Annotated in this window: 15 protein-coding genes; 7 read left to right on the forward strand and 8 right to left on the reverse strand. The window is 68.9% G+C overall.

The features are described 5' to 3' along the window. Positions 1 to 109: 109 nt before the first annotated feature. Complete coding sequence (locus tag EV648_RS20080; protein WP_132293703.1) at positions 110 to 1,549, forward strand: alkaline phosphatase PhoX; 1,440 nt, start codon at positions 110 to 112, stop codon at positions 1,547 to 1,549. 73 nt (positions 1,550 to 1,622) lie between these two features. Here the strand turns inward: EV648_RS20080 and EV648_RS20085 are convergent, their stop codons facing one another. Together EV648_RS20085 and EV648_RS20090 are read right to left on the reverse strand one after the other, a co-directional pair. Further along, complete coding sequence (locus EV648_RS20085; RefSeq protein WP_132293706.1) at positions 1,623 to 3,530, reverse strand: penicillin-binding transpeptidase domain-containing protein; 1,908 nt, start codon at positions 3,528 to 3,530, stop codon at positions 1,623 to 1,625. Positions 3,531 to 3,737: 207 nt separating this feature from the next. After that, entirely contained in the window at positions 3,738 to 4,496 is a 759-nt protein-coding gene (locus EV648_RS20090; RefSeq protein ID WP_132293709.1) for a VOC family protein, read from the reverse strand. 130 nt (positions 4,497 to 4,626) lie between these two features. On the opposite strand from EV648_RS20090, the gene EV648_RS20095 reads away from it, so the two are divergent. Beyond that, on the forward strand, positions 4,627 to 4,956 hold the full coding sequence (locus EV648_RS20095) for an L-rhamnose mutarotase (RefSeq protein ID WP_132293710.1): 330 nt from the start codon (positions 4,627 to 4,629) through the stop codon (positions 4,954 to 4,956). Here EV648_RS20095 and EV648_RS20100 read toward each other — a convergent pair. Then, positions 4,953 to 5,660, reverse strand: a complete 708-nt coding sequence (locus EV648_RS20100) for a pirin family protein (protein ID WP_132293711.1) — start codon at positions 5,658 to 5,660, stop codon at positions 4,953 to 4,955. The two genes, EV648_RS20095 and EV648_RS20100, sit on opposite strands and share 4 nt — an antisense overlap. A 118-nt stretch (positions 5,661 to 5,778) precedes the next feature. Between EV648_RS20100 and EV648_RS20105 the strand changes: the two genes are divergently transcribed. Continuing rightward, complete coding sequence (locus EV648_RS20105; RefSeq protein WP_132293712.1) at positions 5,779 to 6,684, forward strand: hypothetical protein; 906 nt, start codon at positions 5,779 to 5,781, stop codon at positions 6,682 to 6,684. 31 nt (positions 6,685 to 6,715) lie between these two features. Here the strand turns inward: EV648_RS20105 and EV648_RS20110 are convergent, their stop codons facing one another. Beyond that, positions 6,716 to 7,231, reverse strand: coding sequence for a DinB family protein (locus EV648_RS20110; protein WP_132293714.1), 516 nt, complete (start codon positions 7,229 to 7,231; stop codon positions 6,716 to 6,718). Between the two features lie 128 nt (positions 7,232 to 7,359). Here EV648_RS20110 and EV648_RS20115 point away from each other — a divergent pair, with 128 nt between their 5' ends. Beyond that, a complete protein-coding gene (locus EV648_RS20115; protein ID WP_199234709.1) occupies positions 7,360 to 9,246 on the forward strand; it encodes a caspase family protein in 1,887 nt (628 codons plus the stop codon). 74 nt (positions 9,247 to 9,320) lie between these two features. Here the strand turns inward: EV648_RS20115 and EV648_RS20120 are convergent, their stop codons facing one another. Next, complete coding sequence (locus EV648_RS20120; protein ID WP_132293716.1) at positions 9,321 to 11,135, reverse strand: BTAD domain-containing putative transcriptional regulator; 1,815 nt, start codon at positions 11,133 to 11,135, stop codon at positions 9,321 to 9,323. A 115-nt stretch (positions 11,136 to 11,250) separates the two neighbouring features. Between EV648_RS20120 and EV648_RS20125 the strand changes: the two genes are divergently transcribed. After that, entirely contained in the window at positions 11,251 to 12,000 is a 750-nt protein-coding gene (locus tag EV648_RS20125; RefSeq protein ID WP_132293718.1) for a hypothetical protein, read from the forward strand. 157 nt (positions 12,001 to 12,157) lie between these two features. On the opposite strand, the gene EV648_RS20130 is transcribed toward EV648_RS20125, so the two are convergent. Next, complete coding sequence (locus EV648_RS20130) at positions 12,158 to 13,606, reverse strand: S1C family serine protease (protein WP_132293720.1); 1,449 nt, start codon at positions 13,604 to 13,606, stop codon at positions 12,158 to 12,160. A 561-nt stretch (positions 13,607 to 14,167) separates the two neighbouring features. Between EV648_RS20130 and EV648_RS43310 the strand changes: the two genes are divergently transcribed. Beyond that, positions 14,168 to 14,491: a MerR family transcriptional regulator gene (locus EV648_RS43310; protein ID WP_241995391.1), complete on the forward strand. Its 324-nt coding sequence runs from the start codon at positions 14,168 to 14,170 to the stop codon at positions 14,489 to 14,491. A gap of 65 nt (positions 14,492 to 14,556) precedes the next feature. On the opposite strand, the gene EV648_RS20140 is transcribed toward EV648_RS43310, so the two are convergent. Both EV648_RS20140 and EV648_RS20145 read right to left on the reverse strand, forming a co-directional pair. Further along, entirely contained in the window at positions 14,557 to 16,335 is a 1,779-nt protein-coding gene (locus EV648_RS20140) for a cell wall metabolism sensor histidine kinase WalK (RefSeq protein ID WP_241995392.1), read from the reverse strand. After that, a complete protein-coding gene (locus EV648_RS20145; protein WP_132191664.1) occupies positions 16,332 to 17,024 on the reverse strand; it encodes a response regulator transcription factor in 693 nt (230 codons plus the stop codon). The genes EV648_RS20140 and EV648_RS20145 overlap by 4 nt, the downstream gene beginning before the upstream one ends. 139 nt (positions 17,025 to 17,163) lie before the next feature. Here EV648_RS20145 and EV648_RS20150 point away from each other — a divergent pair, with 139 nt between their 5' ends. Continuing rightward, positions 17,164 to 18,162: an acetamidase/formamidase family protein gene (locus EV648_RS20150; RefSeq protein WP_132293724.1), complete on the forward strand. Its 999-nt coding sequence runs from the start codon at positions 17,164 to 17,166 to the stop codon at positions 18,160 to 18,162.

Genomic DNA, 18,162 nt, shown 5'->3' on the forward strand with positions numbered 1-18,162 from the left:
CTCGAGGAAACCCGCCGGAGACCACGAGCTCCGCGCGAACTCGCGTGTACCGAACCTCGGGCCTGCGTCCCCTGGACGTCCGCCCACGAATGCCCCAAGGAGCATCCGCATGTCTCTCGCTCGCCGTTCTGTCCTCCGCGGTGCCGCCGGCGCCGGTGCCGCGGGCGTCGGCTTCGCCGCTGTCGGCGCTGTCCCGTCGCTCGCCGAGGCGACGCCCCGGCCGCAGCACCAGCCGTTCCCGTCGCACCGCCCGTTCCCGCCGCTGATGGACGACCCGAAGGGCCTGCTGGCGCTGCCGCCGGGCTTCAAGTACACGGTCGTCACCCACGCCGGCGAGACCAAGCTCAAGTCCGGTCAGCCGACCCCGGCCCTGCACGACGGCACCGCCGCCTTCGACGACGGCCGGAACTACCTGCTGATCCAGAACCACGAGATCGGCGCCAACGACCCGCTGGGCGTGCCGCAGATCGCCGGCACCGTGTACGACGCGGGCGTCGGTTCGGCCGGCGGTTGCACGGTCATCTCGGTCGACAAGGACGGCCGGAACCGTGGCGAGTGGGTCGGCATCTCCGGCACGCTCACCAACTGCGCCGGTGGCCCGACGCCGTGGGGAACCTGGATGACCTGTGAGGAGACCGAGTCCAAGGCCAACGGCTCCACCCGGCTCAAGGACCACGGGTACGTCTTCGAGGTCTGGGCCGACGGCGAGACGGCGCACCCGGTCCCGCTGAAGGCGCTCGGCCGCTACGCCCACGAGGCCCTCGCGATCGACAAGTCGCGGACCCACATCTACCTGTCCGAGGACGCCTCGGGCCCCAACGGCCTGTTCTACCGGTGGTCCGCACCGCGCGGCTACAAGCTCAGCTCGGAGAGCTGGAAGGACCTCGCGGACGTCGACTTCGGCACCCTCGAGGCGATGGCCATCCTGGGAGACGACGGCAAACCGATCCCGGACGTCGCCTACCTGACGTCGGCCCAACTGCTGCGTCCGTTCCGGGTCGCGTGGGTGCCGGTGTCCGACCGCGACGCGGTCTCGGTCTCCGTCCGCAAGCAGTTCACCGACGGCCAGGTCACCCGGGGCAAGAAGTTCGAGGGCGTCTACGGCACCGACGAGGGTGTCTACGTCGTCAACTCCTTCGCCGAGGGAGGTTCGGCGGACCTGCCGGCCGACGCGGTGCCGCACGACGGCATGGTGTGGTTCTACAACTACGAGGCCAAGACCATCCAGCTGGTCACCTACTTCCCCGAGAGTGCCGCCGCCAACAAGGGCACCGAGGCGAAGTACAACGACTACAACTTCGACGGCCCGGACAACGTGACCGTCACCCCGTGGGGCTCGCTGGTCCTGGCCGAGGACGGCAACGCCAGCAGCCACGTGCTCAGCTCGACCCCCGGCGGCCCGACGTACGCGATCGCCCGCAACATGCTCAACGACTCCGAGTTCACCGGCCCGACCTTCTCCGATGACGGGAAGGTGCTCTTCGTCAACATCCAGACCCCGGGCATCACCCTCGCCATCACCGGCCCCTGGCGCGACTACCTCGGCTGACGCCGTCGGTAGCTCCAACGACAAGCCCCGCCCGGCGCGCGCTGCGCCGGACGGGGCTTCGTTCGTCCTCGGTCTACTTGAACTTGGTGAGGAAGGTCTTGAGGATCGGCCCGGCGGCCTTCGCTCCGGAGGCGCCGCCTTCGACGATGACGGCGAAGGCCACGTCACCGCGGTAGCCGACCATCCAGCCGTTGGTGATGACCTTGCCCTTGGAGACCAGCTCCGCGGTACCGGTCTTCGCCGCGACCGCGCCGTTCGCGGCCAGCACGTGCGCGGTGCCGCCGGTGACCGTCGTCCGCATCATCGTGCGCAGCGCCGCGGTGGTTGCTGCGGGCAACGGTGAGGCGGCCGCGCCGGCCGGGTCCTTGCCGGGGACGAGGACGGGGTTCAGCGCAGTACCGTGCTGGACCGCGCCGGCCACCATCGCCATCTGCAGCGGGCTCGCCGTCACGGTGCCCTGGCCGATCATCGAGGCCGCCTCGGCGACGTCGTCCTTGGGCGCGGGCACCTCGCCGCCGTACGCCGGGATCGACAGCTTCAGGTCCCTCCCGAAGCCGAACATCGCGGCGGCCTTCGTCATCCCGTCGGCGGGCAGCCGGCCATGCTGGGAGATGAAGGCGGTGTTGCAGGACTCGTTGAACGCCTTCTGCATGGAGCCGTTGCCGTACGCCGCGAGGCCGTCGTAGTTCTTGAAGGTCTTGCCGAACACGTTGATGGTGTTCGTGCACGGCAGCGCGGTGTTCGCGGTCTCCCCGCTGCCCATCAGCGCGGCCGAGGTGACGATCTTGAAGGTCGAGCCCGGCGCGTAGTGCCCCTGGAAGGCGCGGTTGTAGTTCGTCGCGTCCGGCCCGTTGGCGGCGGCCAGCACCTGCCCGGTCGAGGCCTGTACCGCGACCAGCGACGCCGGCAGCTTGCTCGTCGCCAGAGCGGCCTCGGCGGCGCGCTGCAGGTTCGCGTCGAGGCTGGTCTTCACCGGGACTCCGGCCTTGCCCTGCTGCGAGAAGACCGTCTTGATCGTCATCTTGGTCTTGCCGTCGCGAAGGGTGACTGTGCCGCCCGGGGTGCCCGCGAGTTGCTGCTGGTACGCGTACTGCAAGCCGGTGGTGCCGACCTGGTCCGCGCTCGAGGCGGTCGGCCCCGCGTTCTTCAGGGTCTCCTCGGTGGCGGTCTTCATCGTGCCGATCACCGAACGCGCGAACGTCGAGGTCTCCGGCAGCGACTGGGTGCCGCCCATCGTCAGCACGCCGGGCAGCTTGCCCATCGCCGGCCGCAGCTTCTCCCAGTCCTCGGCGCGGATGGTGATCGCGTCGACGAACTGCCCGGCCGGCGCGGCGACGGCGCGCGCCTTCAGCTTGGCGCCGTCGACGTCCAGATTCTTGGTGAAGGCCGCGTACGTCGCGGGGGTGGCCACGTTGCCCGAGGCGACTCCGACGATCACGACCGGGCGGTTCGCGGTCAGCGCGCGGCCGTTCCGGTCGAGGATGGACGCCCGCGCGGGCAGGGCGCGAACCCGCTTCAGGTAGTTCGCCTCGCCCAGCCCCGGGTAGATGGTGTCGCCGGAGGCCTTGATCTTCCAGGCGTCACCCGTCTTCACCGCGGTCGCGGTACTGGTCCACTTCATCGTGCCGATGCCGCGCAGTACGGCCTCGACGGCGAGTTCCTGCGTGCAGGTGTTGCCGTCGGTGCAGTTCGGCTCGCCCTGCGGTGTCACGGTGGCGGACTGGGCGACGAGCGCGGTGTCCACGCCGTCGAGCCGCGGTCCGAAGGTGGTCGGCGCGTCGGTCAGTGCCGCCGCCTCGTCCGGCTTGCCGTTCGGCGCCCAGGCCTTCACCCAGGCGGCGGCGAAGCTCTTGACGGCTTCCGCGGAAGCTTGCTTCTCGTTGTTCGGATCGGCCTTCCCTCCGCTGTCCGGCTTGCTGTCGGAACAACCAGCGGTGACGAGGACAGCACTCAGACAGACGATGGCAGCAGTTCGCTTCACGTTCTCAACTCTCGCACGGCGACGGGTACACACCTGGAACAGTCTTCGGCGTGTGGCTAGCCTGCCACGAGGGGAAAAATACTCAGGTCGCGGCCGGCCCGGACACTTCTACGACGCGCGACGCGGTCGTGAAGTTGGCCCGGATCGCAGGATCCGGTGGTGATTGCCGAGGCGAATCCCCCTGATCTACAACGGGAATCGGCTGGTTCAGCCGAGCTGGATGACCGCGAAGCGGGCGCCCTCGGGGTCGGCGAGCACCGCCATCCGGCCGAAGTCGGTGTCCAGCGGATCGCCGACGAGCTTGCCGCCGCCGCGTTCCACCTGCTCGACGGTGCCGTCGGTGCTCGAGGTCGCGAAGTACGGCAGCCAGTGCGGCGGCGTGCCGGGGGCGAAGTACGGGTGGAACGCCCCGGTCCCGGCGACGGGGCGGTCGCCGGCGTACAGAGCGGCGTACTGCGTGTCGATCTGCTCCGCGCGATAGCCGAACACGGCGGTGTAGAACGCCTTGGCGGTCTCGTAGTCGTCGCTCAGCGCTTCGCTCCAGACCAGCATGCCGGGATCGGCGCGGCGCGCGCTGCCGATGTGTTCGGCGGCCTGCCAGAGGCCGAAGATCGCGCCGTTCGGGTCGGCGGCGATCGCCATCCGGCCGTGTTCGCCGATCTCCCGCGGTTCCGTCAACTCCTCGCCGTGTTCAGCTGCGATGGCTTCGAGTGTGCGTTCCAGGTGATCCGTGGCGAGGTACGTCGTCCAGCGGCTCGCGAGGTGTGCTGTCCCCGGCTGCTTCGGGCCGATGCCGCCGATGTCCTCGCCGTCGAGCTTGCAGACCCAGTAGTCACGCGCGCCCTGGTGCTCGCAGCTCCACCCGAACAAGCCGGCATAGAAACGCGTAGCCACGACGGCGTCGTCGGCGGCCAGGTCCACCCAGTTCGGGGTACCCGTCGGCCACGGCACGCTCCGATCGACCATCGGGTCCTCCTGCCGGAATACGTTGTCCAGAACAGCCCCGCCAAACCTGCCAGGGCACACCGGCCACGTCGAGGAGATCCCCCGCGGATCGCGTAACAGTTCGGTCACTGCTGGCGTAGTCTGCACGATTGTGACCCGCCTAGCACTGCACAGCCGGCTGATCCCCGGCACCGAGGACGCCTACGAGGTCGAGCACGCCCGCGTCTGGCCCGAGCTGATCACCGTGATGAACCAGGCCGGCATCCACGACTGGAGCATCTGGCGCAGCGGCCGCGACCTCTTCCACCTGGTCGAGTGCGACGACTACGAGGCGGCTGTTGCCCAACTCGCCAACGACCCGGTCGACCAGCGCTGGCAACAACACATGAGCCAGTACGTGGAAAGCTTCGCCCAGAACCCCGACGGCCTCGCCGGGCAGTCCCTGCGCCACGTCTGGACGATGTCCGAGCAAACCGACTAGGCGAGCATCTCCCACACGAGTACTTCGGCTCCCTCCGGCCCGGCCGTCACGAGTTGAGCGTCGGAGGCGACCACCCGCGCCGCGTCCGCGGTACCGAGGTCTCCGGCGCCCTCCAGCGTGATGGTGCCTAGGGCAACGAAGAGATGCACGTACGGCGCTCGCGGCAACTGGATCGCCCGACCGGGGGACAGCCGCGCGGCATACAGGCCGGCCTTCCGCTGGTTGATCCGGATGGCGGCGGTGGTCGCGTGTTTCGGCAGGCCGGAGGCGATCGGGACGAGCTCACCCGTCGCGAGGCTGTCGTCGACCTCGGCCTGCTGGTACGTCGGGTCCAGGTCGACCTCGTCCGGCCGGACCCACATCTGCACATACCGGACAGGTTCGCCCGCGTCGTTCCGCTCGGAGTGCTGGATGCCGCTACCCGCACTCATCCGCTGGGCGAGCCCCGGATACACGATGCCGCTGTGCCCCTCGGAATCCTGGTGCGCGAGCGCGCCCCGCAGTACCCAGGTGACGATCTCGAGATCCTGGTGCGGATGCGTGTCAAACCCGGTGCCCGGAGCAACCACCTCGTCGTTGTGCACCATCAGCAACCCGAACCCGACGTTCGCCGGATCGTAGTACGGCCCGAACGAAAACGAATGCCGCGAGTCGAGCCACTCGTTCTGGGTCCGGAAACGGTCGTCGGCCCGGCGGATATCCACCCTCTAGTAATACCTTGTCCCACTGCCGAGGCGCTTGTCTGACTAGCTGACCCGGCGGGGATCGCATACTCTGCCGACGGCATGCAGCGGCTGCCTTGTGTTCCTGGGGGTGCGACGGATGCGTCGAGTCGGGGTGGGGCTGGCGTGCGCGCTGGCGCTGTCTGCATGTGACTCCGCTGATCAGCCTGCGGTCGAGGAGCGCGCCGCCGAGCAACCGATGGGCAGCCTGTGCGAACGGCTCCGGCCGACCCTCGCAGGCACCTGGAAGACCGAGGACGCACCGGCGACGTTGGAGCCGCTGTCGGACAGTTGCTGGCTCACAGACTCCACGAACCCGAACAACCGATTCCGGATCTCGGTCTCGGTGCTTCCGACGACGGCCAAGGAGACGGCTGAGATCCGCCTGGCCGAAGCAGCCGGGTTGCGCGGCGTCTACGTGGCGAAGCAGGTCGACGGTGGCGTCGGACCGGGTTCCTGGGCGATGAATCCAGCGGCAGTCGGCCCGTGGTTGGTGTTCCGTAGCGGCGAGCGGCTGGTGAGAGTCGCGCAGGACACCAGCGGGGAACTGGACGCCATCCAGGCAGTCGCAAGGACCATCATCAGCTTGCCGGGCGGGATCCCCGAAGCTCCTGCGGTGGTTCAGGTCCCGGAATGTGCGCCGGGCACCGCGGCCGCCGAGAAAATGCTTGGTGCCAAGGCCACGGCCCGTCGAGATGCCCTGGTCGACGGATTCGCCCACTGCCTGTGGGGCTCGACCACCAGGACCGCCTTCACCCGCGCCGGGGGAGCCGCCTCCGACCAGGGCCTGAACTTCATCTATGCGAAGGACGCGGGAGCTGATGCATGGACCGGGGTCCGCCCGGTGAAGGTCGGAGCCGAGGGTTGGCAACAGCCCGACGGCTTCACCGCGTACCGCGTGGGCAAGAACACCTTCGTGAACGTAGGCGCAGCATCCACCTCAGCAATGCGCCCAGCCGAAACCCTCGCCCTCGCCCGAGCAGTCCTTCCCGCGTACGGCGGCTGAGTTTCGTGCCACCCGCCGAATCACAGGTCGGTTAGTAGTAGCCCTTTTCGCCGTCGAGGAGTTCTCGGATGGTGTCTAGGTGGCCGATGTGGCGGGCGGTTTCTTCGAGCATGTGGAGGAGGATCCAGCGGAGGGTTGCCTGGGCTGAGCCGAAGTCGGGGTGTTTGCCGGTCTCGTCGAGTGAGTGGGCGGCGATGATCTCGTTGGACTGGGCGCACTGCTGTTCGAACTCGTCCAGGAGCTTGGCCAGCGGGACGTCGTCGACCATCATGTCGGCGTCTTCGGGCTCTTCCTGGAACTGCGGGTTCCCCTCGAACGACTCGCCGAGGAAGAGGACGTTGAACCAGCAGTGCTCGGTCCAGCGCATGTGGGAGACGAGCCCGGCCATCGTCATCAGCGGCGAGGTCGACAGCACCGAGCGGTGCTCGTCCGCCTCGGCGAGCCCTTCGCACTTGTAGCGCACGAGCGCGCGCTGCATGTCCAGCCACCCGACCAGCTGGGTCCGTTCGTCGGCCACGAAGGGCGGGCGCTCACGCGAGATCGTCATACCGGCGGACGCTATCGCGCCCAGCTCCACCGCCGCATGGCAATTACCGGGGCGCGGGCCTGCTGATTGTCGGGTTCCGGTGGGCGGGTGCATATTGGCGGGAGAGGTTCCACCGGGGGCGGAGGTGTGTGGCCGGTGACGAGCGGGTCGACGGTGGTTGGCGGCGGGTAATGGACGGGGCGCGGAAGGCGCTGATCGTCGCGAACGACGAGTACGAGCACGACGGGCTCAAACAGCTGCGGGCACCGGCGGCGGACGCTGTGGCGCTGGCCGGGGTACTCGGGGACGCGGAGATCGGCGCGTTCGAGGTGCAGGTGGTGCGCAACGAGTACGCGCACGTCATCGAGGGACGGATCGAGGACCTGTTCTCGGACGCCCGGTCCGGCGACGTGCTCCTGCTGCACTTCTCCTGTCATGGGCTGAAGAGTGAGTCCGGGGAGTTGTTCTTTGCCGCCCGCAACACTCGTCCCAACCGGCTCGGCTCCACCTCGGTCTCGGCGGACTTCGTCCAGCGCTGCATGCGGGCGAGCCGGGCCCGCAGCATCGTGCTGCTGCTCGATTGTTGCTACGGCGGGGCCTTCGCCCGGGGCGTCGCCGTACGGGCAGCCGGGGACGTCAACGTGCTGGACAGTTTCACTGGCGAGAGGCTGGGCGGTGGGCGCGGCCGGGCGGTGATCACGGCGTCCAGCGCGATGGAGTACGCCTTCGAGGGCGATCAGCTCGCCGATGACCACAGCCCGCGCCCATCGGTGTTCACGTCGGCTCTGGTGGAGGGTCTGACCACCGGGGACGCGGACCGCGATCAGGACGGCTGGGTCTCGCTCAACGAGCTCTACGACTACGTCTTCGATCGTGTCCGCGAACAGAATCCCCACCAGACGCCGAGCCGTGACGTGGAGATGCAGGGTGAGCTCTACCTGGCGCGACGCAGCCGCCCGGTGACCGCGCCGGCGGCGCTGCCACCCGAGCTCCAGCAAGTCATCGACCACCCACTCGCCGGCGTTCGCGCCGGCGCCGTCCAGGAACTCGCCCGCCTCTTGAACGGCGGCCATGCCGGCCAGGCGCTCGCCGCCAGAGTCGCCCTCGAACACCTAGCCGACGACGACAGCCGCAACGTCGCAAGCGCGGCCAACGCAGTCCTCGCCACGGCCGACACCACCGAACCGCCGGAGACTGGCGTGTCGAGTCCGGTGCGGCCGGAGCCGCTTGTTGATCTCGAAGAGCTGCCGTCTGGTTCCGGTGGGGCAGGCGGGATCACCACGACGGCCACGGAGGCGACCGCGGGATCTGGCGGGCATGGCCGCTGGGGGCTCGCTCGGTTGGGTCGCGGCCGTGGGCGTTGGGTTGCGGCCGGTCTTGCGGTTCTGCTGATCGCGAGCATCGCACTCGTCGTACTGCGGCCGTGGTCGGCCGGGTGCAGGTTCAGCGATGGTTTCGACGGCAACGCGATCGACGGCGGCTGGGAAGAGGTACGAATCGGCGATGGTGCCCTGAAGGTTGCCGACGGCTCTCTCGACATGTCGGCGCCCGACGGCTCGGATATCAACGAGGAGCTCCAGACCGCGCCGAAGTTACTGCACCCGCTGACCGGCGACTTCAAGTTCGAGAGTGACCTGACCGCCAATCCCCAGCAGCTGTTCCAGAGTGCCGGAGTACTTCTGTGGAACAGCGCCGATACCTATGTGCGGTTGGAGCGCAGCTACGGCGACGTCGGCGCGATCATCTTCGAGTACCGCCTGAACGGCGGCCCGCACACCAGGATCCACTCACCCATGAGCACAGACCCGCGAGTGGTCACCACGGACAAGACTCACGTGGTCCTGCAATTGACCAAGACGTCCACCTCGGTGAGCGCCCGCTGGCGCCCGGTCGAGGACTCCCAGTGGCGAGAACTGGGAACGGTTGACATGAACTTGCCGAACACCACCAAGGCAGGCATCGCGGTCCTCAACAAGACCGGCTCGGCCATCGCCTACAACGCCAAGTTCGACTACGCCCGCGCCACCTGCCTCTGACAAAACCGTCAAACGCCCAAGAAGGACGGGACTGTGGCCGCTCGGTCCTTCGCTCGCGCTGAGCGCAGCCCGAATCAGGCAGGTCCTCGGGTCGGGAAGGGAGCCGCAGGGAGGCCGAGCTCGGTCATCCGTGCGGCATACCCGCGGTAGTGGCGCCGCGCCTCGCCGTGTCGGCCGGCCGCCTCGAGCGAGCGCACGATGCTCAGATGCGCGTCCTCGTCCCACGGGTCCTTGGCCAGGAGGTGCAGATAGTGGCCGATCGCGGCGTCGCCTTGTCTTGCCTCGACGGAGATCTCGGCGAGCGTGCGTACGACTGTGATGTACGTGGCGCGCGTCTGATCCCGCAGGTCGCTCGCCCAGTTCTCGTAGGTGTCTTCTTCGAGGAAGTCGCCGGCGTACATGGCTGCCGCCTTGGTCAGCGCCGGAGCGCCTTCAGCCGATCGACCCTGCCGGACAAGAGTCAGACCGGATCCCGCGCAGGCGAGGAAGTCCTCGACGTCGACGGCGACCTGCTGCAGATCCAACCGCATCGCGTCCCTGTCGGCGGTGATGTAGTGGTCCGCGGCGTACCGCTTGTCGGGATCCAGGACGGCGCGCACTGTGGCGAGGGCGACCGACAACCGGTTGGAGAGCTTTGCCGGATCCTCGTCGGGCCACAGCTGCTCCATGAGTAGCTCCCGTGGTGTGGAGCGTCCCCGACGAGCGACGAGGATCTTGAGCAACGTCCGCGCCTTCTTCGACTGCCAGGCTGTCGACGACACCGGGTGGCCGTCCCGGAAGACCCTGAAAACGCCCAGGCACCGCAGCGCGAGACCGAGTTCCACTTCGTGTGCCGATGGGGCGCCGTACGCGATCCTGCGCCCAAGCCGCTGTGCCCACCGAAGCACCGGTTGGGCGGCCAGCGCGATCACGGCGGTCGCGACGGCCACCAGGACCACGTTCGACCCAGTCCGATCGCCCACGAGGGCTCCCACCCCAACGACCAGCGCGACATACACGAGGCCGGCGAACCCGGCGACGCCGGCAACGATCACCGTGCGGTCGATGACGACCTCGATCTGGTAGAGCCGGTAGCGCAGAATCGCGATCCCGATGGCGAGCGGAAGCGCCGCCAAGGGCACCAGGTAGCCCAGGGCGTAGATGGAGCTGGCAACTCCGAGAGTCTGAAGGACGTCTCCGAGCAGGAAGCCGCCGATCAGAAGGAACGCTGCGTACGCGAGCCAGCGCAGCTGCTGGCGCTGCTCGCCGTCGGCCTCCCGGAACCGCAGTCCGAACGAAAGCAGTGCCGCTCCCACGAGGAACGGCCCCGCGGCCCTCGTTGACACGGCTCCCAGCACCGACAGGAAGTCTGTGGTTCCCGGGACTCCCAGGGGGTTGTCCAGCGACGACAGGGATCCGCCCATCGAACCCGGCCGAAAGGCCTGCGCGGCGAAGCTTGCCGTGGCGAGGACGAAGCCCACCACGACCACGGGACGCCAGCGCGCGGAGCGGAGGCGACCGGTGGGGAAGATCATCAAGACGAGGGATGCAACCACGAGGATCGGTATCCAGGTCGCGTTTCCCGCCCAGGCCACCATGGCGCCGCCACGCAGCCGACCCTGCTCCGCATACACGGCGTAGTGCGTGTAGCCGATGGAGAAGCAGACGAGCTGGAAGAGCAGCCCCTCGGTCAGCAACAGCCAGCCGATCGGATTGGACGGTCTGCTGGAGGCGACGACCGCTCCGACAAGGGCGTAGGTCAGGACAACGGCGAAGAACAGCACCCCGGTCGTGCCCAGGTGCGGGCCGTCGGACGCCGCGCCTGCTGCGCTCAGCCCAACGCCGACGGCGAAGAGCATCATCGCCACCGCGGACAGCGACCAGGCCAATGGCCCGGCGCGACCCATCATGACCGGATCCTCCGCCGACCAGGCCAGTCTCGCAAGCCCGTCTGCCGCGCCTTAAGGCCACCCAAACGCTTCTCGGCAGGCTCGGGACGTTCCTTCAGCCAAGAAAGGTCGTTCCATGAACACGCATCATCAAATGCCCGACCGTGGTCTCCTCCGAGTGGGTGCCGCCAGTGCAATCCTCGGCGTCGTCGCGGCGGTCGTCCAGTCTGCCGTCGACCCGTCGTACCCCGACGACCCGAGCGAAGCGATACTGCGAGCCTCGCAGAGCCACTTCCTGACCTTCTCCCGGGTCCTCGACATGACCGCCTTCCTGCTGCTGCTGGTCGGCGTCAGCGTGATCACCAGGGTGTTCTCGGCGGGGCGCGGCAGCGCATGGGCCGGGGTCGCTCGAACACTGTTCGTCGTCTCAGCCGCAGCGGGCGCGACAGCGACGATGGTCGTCGGGTCCCTCCCGGAAATTGCCCGGTCGTGGGCCGAGGCCAACTCTGCGCTCAAGCCGGGCTATGTCGCGGTGTACGACGCTCTCGGCGACGTGACCGGCGGGGTGTTCGCAGTGTCCTGGGCCGCGCTCGGCCTCTTCGGGATCGTCTATGCGGTCGCCCTTTCGAGGAGCGATCTGTTCGCCAAGACGCTGGCCGGGATCTCAGCGGCCAGCGGTGTGGCGCTGGTCAGCGCGATCGTGGTCGGCATCGGCTTCCAGGTTCCGGTCGCCTTCGTGCTGCTGGTCCTGGGCCTGGTGCTGTCCTACGTCGTGATCGTGGCCTCGAGTCTGAAACTGCTGCGAATGTCGGGCGCACCGAAGGTGGACGCGAGTCACACCTCGAACGCGCCCCGCAGCCCAGCCCAGCCGGCGCCCTCGGTCTGATCATGCTGTCTGACGTGCGGTAGGTCTGCCGCCCCGCCGATTCACGCTCAGGCAAGGCTCAAACAAAAACGGGACTGCGGCCGCTCGGTGGGCGGTCGCAGTCCCTACCAGGGAGGTGCTCCCCGGCCCACTGGGTCGGGCCGGGGAGATCGTGGGGTCAGCCGGTCGGGTTGCCGTTGTCGGAGCCGAGCTTGGCCTTGGCGGTCTGGGACTTGCCGTCCCGGGTGAAGGTGATGGTGACGTCATCGTCCGGGCGGTGCGAACGGACCGCGGCGACCAACGCGTCCCCGGACGCGATCGCCTTGCCGTCGATCGCGGTGACCACGTCACCGCTCTTCAGGCCGGCCTTGTCCGCCGCACCGCCGGACGTCACCTCGCCGAGGGTCGCTCCTTGCTGGAGCCCGTCGGTTGACTGCGCGTCGCCGACCGTGACGCCGAGCCTCGCATGAGTGGCCTTGCCCTTGGCCACCAGCTCGTCGATGATCGGCTTGGCCTGGTCGATCGGGATTGCGAAGCCCAGGCCGATGTTGCCGCCTTCGGATTGTCCCGATCCTCCGGCGGTCTTGATCGCGCTGTTGATCCCGACCACCTGGCCGGCGAGGTCGATCAGTGCGCCGCCGGAGTTCCCCGGGTTGATGGCGGCGTCTGTCTGGATTGCTGGGAAGACGGTGGTGCTGTCCTGCTCCTGGTCGCCCGAGGTGACCGGCCGGTTCAGCGCCGAGACGATGCCGCTCGTCACGGTCGCCTCCAGGCCGAACGGCGAACCGATCGCGACGACGCCCTGGCCGACGCCGAGGTCGCCGCTCTTGCCGAGCACGGCCGGCTTCAGGTCGTTGGCGGACGCCTTGATCACCGCGAGGTCGGTCAGCGGGTCGGTGCCGACGATGGTGGCCGGCACGGTGCGGCCGTCGTTCAGCATCACCGAGATCTTGCCGCCGTTGGCGCCCGAGGCGACCACGTGGTTGTTGGTGACGATCAGGCCGTCCTTGCTGATCACGATGCCGGAGCCGGTCGCCGCGCCCTGCGAGGTCATCACGCCGATCTTCACCACGCTCGGCAGCACCTTCGCGGCCGCGTTCTGCACCGAGCCGTCCGGTGCGGACACCGGCGCAGCCTGGCTGCCGTTGAGCGGCGCCGTCACCGACGGGCTGCTCGACGAGTCGTTGGTCGCCGAGTACACAGCCGCACTGCCCACACCGCCGGCAGCACCGACCAGCAGCGCGGTGGCTGCCACCAGAGCAAGGCCGCGCCGCTTGGGCTTCGGGTGCTCAGGCTGCGCCGCCTGAGGCGGCTGCGGGCCGAACGGCCAGTTCGGACCCGGCGGCGTCCCCTGATGCGCCCCGGCCGTCCCGAACTGCCCGCCCTGTTGGTAAGCACCTCCACCCGAGGGGTACTGACCCGGCCGCTGCTGTCCACCCTGCGGCGCGTACTGCTGCTGCGGGTGCTGTCCGTAGCCGGACATCGGCAGCTGCTGCGTGCGATCGGGCGAACTCGAACCGAACGACGGCGTCGCCCCCTGCTGGGGCTGGTTCCCGTACGTCGAACCCTGCGCCGGGGTGTCGTTCCCGGGCTGGTTCTGCGGCTGCTGCGGCTGGTTCTCGGTCATGACGACTAGCTTGGCTGCCGGACCTGAGAACCCCCTGAAGATCCCGTCAGAGCTGCCGAAGAACTCCATGAAGATCCCCTGAAGGACCTGTGAGCCCGTCCACACGACTCAGGCGCGGCAGCGCCCGGTACGGCGTACCGGACGGGCGCCGCGGTCGTGCGGAGGAGGAAGGTGGGCTGGGAGATCTCGAAAATCTGTGCTCGCGGGGGTAGACATTCGTGGTCAGCAGGACTAACGTTTTTCGTGTTGCAACGCAAGAAGTCAGAACGCCTCGAGAAAAGGAGTGGATGACATCATCAGGATCGCCTGCCTTGGCTGTGCTTCGCCGGGCGGGTACCGCAGTCCCTTCGTGATTGGAAGGTGGTCCTCGGTTACGCATTCAGCGATCCCCGCTGGATCCGCCGGCAAGGGCGGATCGCGGAAGTAGAGACCGGCCCCCCGGGCCGGCCGATGGTGAAAATCCAAACCCAGGGCCCTGGTGCTTCGGCACCGGGGCCCTCGACCTGGAGGTTCGATCGACATGGAGGTTCGGTGACCCCAGACCAGCAAGTGGAGCAGAAGGTGACAGACACCGAGACGCCGACCGCGAACTTCGACGACGAGGACTATCCCGCCTACACGATGGGCCGGGCCGCCGAGATGCTCGGCACCACGGCCGGTTTCCTGCGCAGCCTGGACGAGGCGAAGCTGATCACCCCGCAGCGCTCCGACGGCGGCCACCGCCGCTACTCGCGGTACCAGTTGCGCCTGGCCGCGCGCGCCCGCGAGCTCGTGGACAACGGCACCGCCCTGGACGCGGCCTGCCGGATCATCATCCTGGAAGACCAGCTGGCCGAGGCGCTCCGGATCAACGCCGAGCTCCGCGGCCCGGAAGACCGGAGCTGACCCCCGGTACGTCGTACCGGGGGCCCGCCCGCCGCACACCGCCCCAGCTGCGGGGTCCTACGACGTCAGCGCGACTGGGTGGCGGCGTGGGGGAGCCAGAGGGTGAACTGGGCTCCACCGGTCGGGGCGTTGCGGGCGTAGATCATGCCGCCGTGCTGCTCGGCCGCGTGCTTCACGATCGCCAGGCCCAGCCCGGAACCCGGCCGGCTCCGCGCCTCGCTCGACCGGTAGAACCGCTCGAACACGTGCGGCAGGTCCGCGTCGGAGATCCCCGGCCCGCTGTCGGTGACGGTCAGCACGCCGTCCACCAGCCTGACGGTGACCCGCCCGACCGGTTCGCCTTCCTCGCGATCGGGCTCCGGGTTGTCCGGCACGCTGTACTTCGCGGCGTTGTCGAGCAAGTTCGTCACCGCCCGGCCGAGCAACCGCTCGTCACCCCAGACCGGGAACGGCGTCAGCTGCACGTCCCACTCCACCCCTGACGCGCGTCGCCGTACCTTGATCACGGCGTCCTCGACCACGTTCGACAGCTCGATCAGCTCCGCGTTGCGCACCTGCGGGGTGTCGCGGGCGAGCTCGGTCAGGTCGCCGATCAAAGTGGTCAGCTCGTCCATCTGGGCGCGGACGTCGTCGAGCAGTTGCTCCCGGTCCTCCGGCCGCAGGCCGCCGCGCTTGTCCGCCTGGGCGAGCAGGTCCAGGTTGGTCCGGATACTCGTCAGCGGCGTCCGCAACTCGTGCCCGGCGTCGCCGACAAGTCTTCGCTGCCGATCCTGCGACCGGGCCAGGGCAGCCAGCATCGCGTTGAATGCCACTGCCAGCCGGGAGATCTCGTCCGACCCCGTCACCGGAATCGGCTTCAGCTCCTCGGTCCGCGCGATCCGCTCCGCCGCGCTCGTCAGCCTCGCCAGGGGCCGGAGCCCGTTCTGCGCGATCGCATTACCGGCCAGCGCGGCACCGATGACACCGAGCAGGCCCACGGCCCACAACACGATGCCCAGGTTGTGCAAGGTCCGGTCGATCGGCTTCAAGGACTGCGCGACCACCAGCGCGGCGGGCTGGAGCTCCTCGGGTGCGCAGTTCCTCCGCTCCTGGCCCAACGGGCAGAACTGCGCCCGTACGGCGACCACGCGGTAGTGCGGGCCGTTCCGCACGCCGACGGTCCGGATGCTTGCCTCGTCACTCTGGTCCCGCGCGACCTGGAGCTCGGTCGGCCCCATCGGCGGCAGTGTGCTGTCGGCGGCCCCGATCTGCTGGCCGTTGGCCAGGTAGACCCCGAGCAGGATGTCGCTCAGGCCGAGGGCTTCCGGCGGGATCTCCTCCAGGTTGGAGAGCCTGGTGAGGACGCCGCTGCTCGCGGCCTGGCTGGCGCGGTCGACGAGGCTGGCGTCGAGGTTGCGGTACATCTGCTGCCGTACCGTCACATAGGCCGAGATGCTGACGAAGGCGACGGCCAGGCCGACGGCCACCGCCGCGAGCAGCGTGACGCGGGCGTGCAGGCTCAGCTTGTGCAGCTTCTCCTGCCACCAGTCCTGCGTCCGCGCCGCCGTCGCGGCGACCCGGCTCGTCCCGTTCCCGTTCTCGCCGGGCTCAGGTCCAGGCTGATCCGCCTCGGCACTGCCTTCGGTCCCGTCGGGCCTTCGCCAACCCGCAGCGTCCGGCAGCCCGACGGGTGCCTGCGGACTTCCCGCTCCGTCGGGTTGGGCATAGCCCGGACCTGGGAAGGGAGCCTCCGCGCGTGGCTCGCCGGCGTACCGGTTGCGGGTGTCCGGGCCGATCTCGAGGGTTTCTTCGTCTGACTTGGTGCTGTACCGCGGGAAGTCGTCCGAGGGGGGCTGATTGCTCACGGTGGCGTGTCTCGCAGGACGTAGCCGATGCCGCGGACGGTGTGGATCAGCCGGGGCAGGCCGTCGACCTCGGTCTTGCGGCGCAGGTAGCCGATGTAGACCTCGAGGGAGTTCGCCGTGGTCGGGAAGTCGTAGCCCCAGACCGCGTCCAGGATCACCGCGCGCTCGAGCACCCGGCGCGGGTTGCGGATCAGCAGTTCGAGCAGGGAGAACTCGGTCCGGGTCAGCGGGATCGGGGTCTGGCCGCGGTGCACCTCGTGCGCGTCCACGTCCACCACCAGGTCGGCGTACTGCAGGACCTCGCCGCGCTGTCCGCCCTCGCCAGGCGTCGTACTGCGGCGGAGCAGCGCGCGCAGCCGGGCCAGCAACTCCTCCAGCGCGAACGGCTTCGTCAGGTAGTCATCGCCGCCCGCGTCCAAGCCGTCGACCCGGTCCGCCACGGCGTCGCGGGCGGTGAGCACCAGGATCGGCACGTTGTTGCCCGCGGCCCGCAAGGCTTTGGTGGTCTCCAGACCGTCCAGGCGCGGCATCATCACGTCCATCACGACCACGTCGGGGTCGACGTTGCCGATCACCGCGAGTGCCTCGGCGCCGTCGGAGGCCGTCACGACCTCGAAGTCGTTGAACTCCAGCGAACGGCGCAGCGAATCCCGGACCGCCCGGTCGTCGTCCACCACCAGTACCCGCATCTCGCGCTCCCGCTCCGCCTGAGTCGTCCGAACCAAACCATGAAGTGCCGCGTGTCGAGGTTATGCCGTCTGTTTGAGAATCGGCTGAGAACTCACTGATCACTCGCCCGGCGGGGTCGCGACGGCGTAGGTTTCCCGCGTGGACATCGTCGAATTCACGCCTGAGACAGAGCAGCTCACCTGGACCTTCGGCGGCGCCGCCCCGATCCGCCGGGTGAAACCCGGCTCGGTGATGCGGCTGTGGACCGAGGACGCCTTCTGCGGCCGGCTCCGCAGTACCGAGGACCTCGCCAGCGCCTCGCTGAACATGCCCTTCGTCAACCCGCAGACCGGCCCGTTCTATGTCGAGGGCGCCGAGCCGGGAGACACCCTGGTGCTGCACCTCGTCGAGCTCACCCCGGCCCGCGGCTGGGGCGCGTCCGCCACGATCCCGTTCTTCGGCGGCCTGACCAGCACCGACCGTACTGCGACCCTGCAGGACCCGTTGCCGGAGCGGACCTGGATCTACGAGGTGGACACCGACAAGCAGACCGTCGGGTTCCGCGCCCAGGGGAGCGACCTGGAGCTCGCGCTGCCGATCGAGACGATGCTCGGCACGGTCGGGGTCGCCCCGGCGGCCGGGGAGGTCCGGTCATCGCTGGTGCCGGACACCTTCGGCGGCAACATGGACACCCCCGAGATGAGGGCGGGCGCGACCTGCTTCCTCCGGGTCAACGTCGAGGGCGCGCTCTTCTCGGTCGGCGACGGGCACTACCGCCAGGGCGAGGGCGAGTCCTGCGGTACCGCGGTCGAGGGCTCCATGAACGTCGTCCTCATCGTCGAGCTGCTGAAGACCCCGGGTCCCGCCTGGCCGCGGATCGAGAACGACGACTACCTGGCCGTGGTCGGGTCGAGCCGGCCGCTGGAGGACGCCTGGCGGGCCGGCCAGGTCGACATGGTCGGCTGGCTCGGTCAGCTGCACGGCCTCGACAAGCTCGACGCGTACCAGCTGCTCAGCCAGATCAGCGAGGTCCCACTGGCGAACGTCGTGGACGTCAACTACAGCGTGGTCACCAAGGTCCCCAAGCGCCTGGTCCCCGCCTCGGAGGTTTACAGCGGCATCCACCGCCACCTCCGCGAGATCGCCGCGACGCTCTGA

The sequence above is a fragment of the Kribbella sp. VKM Ac-2568 genome (genome assembly GCF_004345365.1).
Lineage (GTDB): Bacteria > Actinomycetota > Actinomycetes > Propionibacteriales > Kribbellaceae > Kribbella > Kribbella orskensis.